Origin of the sequence: Vibrio ruber DSM 16370 (genome assembly GCF_900163965.1) — a bacterium.
GTDB lineage: Bacteria > Pseudomonadota > Gammaproteobacteria > Enterobacterales > Vibrionaceae > Vibrio > Vibrio ruber.
In genome coordinates, this window is sequence record NZ_FULE01000095.1 from 1 (window position 1) to 3,255 (window position 3,255).

At 43.0% G+C, this 3,255-nt stretch carries 2 protein-coding genes and 2 pseudogenes; 1 reads left to right on the plus strand and 3 read right to left on the minus strand.

Translation table 11 applies throughout. From position 1 onward, the window contains the following. Positions 1 to 215: pseudogene (locus tag VR7878_RS20610) on the minus strand (type VI secretion system tip protein VgrG); the annotation flags it as partial. 589 nt (positions 216 to 804) lie between these two features. Here VR7878_RS20610 and VR7878_RS21190 point away from each other — a divergent pair. After that, the gene (locus VR7878_RS21190) at positions 805 to 981 is read left to right on the plus strand and encodes a hypothetical protein (protein WP_159440518.1); all 177 of its coding nucleotides are present in this window, start codon (positions 805 to 807) and stop codon (positions 979 to 981) included. A 44-nt stretch (positions 982 to 1,025) separates the two neighbouring features. Here VR7878_RS21190 and VR7878_RS20615 read toward each other — a convergent pair whose 3' ends face one another. Both VR7878_RS20615 and VR7878_RS21195 read right to left on the minus strand, forming a co-directional pair. Further along, the gene (locus VR7878_RS20615; RefSeq protein ID WP_077337812.1) at positions 1,026 to 2,162 is read right to left on the minus strand and encodes a tetratricopeptide repeat protein; all 1,137 of its coding nucleotides are present in this window, start codon (positions 2,160 to 2,162) and stop codon (positions 1,026 to 1,028) included. Positions 2,163 to 2,165: 3 nt separating this feature from the next. Next, positions 2,166 to 3,255, minus strand: a pseudogene (locus VR7878_RS21195) (hypothetical protein); the annotation flags it as partial.

Here is a 3,255-nt window from a genome sequence, read left to right on the forward strand (position 1 = left end):
CCATTGCGGATGACTTCCAGCACGGCTGCGGTATCAACCAGTTGCCCGGCACTGATGCCGGAATCGCGGCTGGCCAGCTCGATGTGATAGCGAAAGCCATACACCGGGTTTCCCTGTGCATCCAATGAATCAGAGATAGATTCATGTCCCTGATAATCACGGACGACCAAGGCTTCACCGACACCACTGACAAGACGGAAGTTCAAAGTCCCCATAGTTTTTTCCTGACATTGTGAAATAAGCAAATGATGAAGATGAACTGCTCTGTCTGAATGTGGATGTGCTTATCTATTTATTTTTACAGACGAAAACAGAGCCAGCGCTATTATAACGAAACGGTTATATGAATCCTGATGAAAACAAAAATATGACTGATAAATGAGAAGAAAAGCGATTTTCCTGAAGGGAGATCTCACTTTTATAGAGATAGATAACAGTGTGAAATTACTCGCAAAATAATGACACACCCAGTGTGAGCAAAGTATGAGATTTTACGCTATGACACGCGCTTTATTTTCTTATGACTCGTCAGCAAACCAGATACTGCTTACGCTCCATCTGCACCGATAAAATCCGGTGTCGGGATTCGAACCCCAATTGACATCACTAGGCATATAAAGCGACGCTTGTATTGGTCTGTATTTATATGTAGCCTTCGCTCATCTGTATTATGGTGAGCTGAATGAGGCTGACTTAGTCAGGCCGTGTCCTAGTGAATGGTTGTTCGAACCTTGTTCAGTTCACCACCTCAGAGATTCGAACCTCTTGGTGGTTGTTTTCTAAAAAATTTCACTAGGAGACATTATGTCTAATCATCTTGATTTACACCTGACTGCTCGCGGTTATCTGATTGATTTTCTTGCCACCAGCACCGCACCTTCCGTTGACCAAAATGAATTGCGTGAAATTCTGCTATTTCTCAATAATCTGATTACGTTTGATGAGCTGAATTTGATTAAAGAAGACGTAGAAGGGATTTAATGGAGAAAAGGGGGATCAGGTTGCTGATCCTCCTTATTGTAGTATTATGGTCTTGGATTCATTTCATCAATATAGATGACAGGTGTCATATTATTTATTATTTCTTGTGCTCTGTTATGAGCATTATTAATTTCTAATTTACTCAAAGGCTTTAAGCCGTTTTCTTTAAGAATATAATTAAACCTTCTTAAATGATCATCTCTGCTCTCTAATTGATCTGAAGCAGTAGCACACGCCGCACTATCTATAATATGATCTCTGTCAGTATTATCAACTTCTGTATAGTATCTTATACATAGGAATGGCTCTGTATTTATCATCATACTTTGCTTGACTACTTTTAATAAATATGGTTTTTTATAGAATTCTCTATTAAAAAAAACAATATTTGTCATTGCTGGTGGGAAGTTATTATTGACTGGAAGGTATGCTAGCTCAGATATATAATTATTCTCTTCAGCAGAAATAGCCTCTCTTCTATTGAAAAAAGTTAAATACATTCTATCTTTATAATTCTTTATAAGTCTCATCAATGGCTGATAATAATGATTTTTGGCATTTTCAGTGATTAGTCGTTCCAGCTCTTTATGCACCTCTTCTGAGCTGTCTTCATCATACTGAAGCAGATAATACTCTGCTTTTTTATCGCCTTTCTCTGCCCGCTCTTGCAGTAGTTTTCGCCCGAGTTTTCCCCACTTTTGATCACAGTAACCGCTCATAAACATCTGGCATTCACGGTTGTTGCTATCTAAACGGAGTGCGGCATAGGGATTCCCCAGCTCGGCTGACTTCTGGAATAACTTGGCCGCCGGGCCGCCGGAGTAGTAGCTATCGTCATAGGTGATTTGAGCCAACCAATACATCGCATCAGCATTGCCTTGTTCGACTAAGGGTTGCAACAGCTCTTCGGCTTTTCCCTGCCGATGTCTTTGGATATATAGCAGGGGCTCATACAGCGGATCTCCGGGTCGATAGGTACTGGAGATATACGGGTCGGGGTTAAATGGCTGGCTTTCCTGAGCCATTTCTAGTAACTCAGTCAGTACCTTGGGGCCTTCTGCCTGCCGGGACTGAAAACCGGAAGGGATCATCAGGTAGGCCATCAGTCCACCGACCGCTAGAATAATCACACCAACGATGGTCAGCAGTGTTTTGTAAATCAGTTTTTTATTGATATTCATGCTTTAAAGTGTCCAGTTTTTTTCTTTCCACGGTTTATAGGTGGTTTTGTTCCACAAGTAACCTTTGTCTTCGGTCTCTTTGATGGTCTGTTCCAGTTTTTTCCGATCATCAATCACTTGTGGCTTGTCACCGTCTTTGGCGACCCGAATGGTTAAGTAGTCATATTCGCCATCGACAAAATGAGCAATTGCATCCGAGTGCTCTTCGGCTTCATAGTGGTAGCGTTTCATGTTGCCACATAGAATCCCACTAAAGTCGTTAAAATCTGTTCTAATGTTCTTAATGATCTTAGTATTCCCAATAATCTTAGAAACATGATTGATGAAGTTTTCTAATTGCATCCAACTTTGGGTGAAGCGTCGCCATTGCTCCATCGGGAGCCGGGCGGATTCATAATTGCCCCCCATACGGATCAGAGTCTTTTCAAACTGTCGGCGTTTCTTCTCAATATCCGCTTCACTGGCACCTGTCTTTGGGGATATCCATTTGAGGATTTGCACAATGGCTAAGGCCTTATCGACTTCTTGACTCTGTCGGGCGACTTTCTCTTCGTCATTTTCGAACAAGCCACCTTTGTTTTGGTTACTCAGGCAATCTAATAAGTTGCAGAGTGTCTCAGGCGGTAAATCAGAGACCCAAATCTGAATTTTCTTTTTACCCTCTTTGCCTTCATCTTTTTTGATGATCCGTCTGGCGATTAACGGTGCATAATCTTCCTGCAAACCATCTTTGTGAATAAATGACAGGGCTTTGGCCGGCAGCAGCAAAGCTTCACCTAAAGTCAGGCCGAGTGCGACCGCGACGGTCAGGCGGCGGTTGAGCTCTTCAAAGTCTTCATTGCGGCCTTGCTCATTCACCTCACCGAAAGCTTCAATGCGTTTAAAGCCGGATTCATTGAGCATGGCGAGCAGGCATTGAATAAAGCGGTCAACGTTGAGCGCATCAAGGGCGATGGCGACTTTGCCTGACGCACCGGGGCCGCAGACCAGTTTGGCTGCGGCAATCACATATAAAGCTCCGCGGTGGAAAGTAATGCTGAACTGAGCCGATAATCCGATGCCATAGCTGACAGCTGCCTGAACCGCTAAACTC

Coding starts and splice junctions, on each gene's coding strand:
- VR7878_RS20615 (WP_077337812.1), bottom strand. CDS start 2,162: ATGAATATCAATAAAAAACTGATTTACAAAACACTGCTGACCATCGTT.
- VR7878_RS21190 (WP_159440518.1), top strand. CDS start 805: ATGTCTAATCATCTTGATTTACACCTGACTGCTCGCGGTTATCTGATT.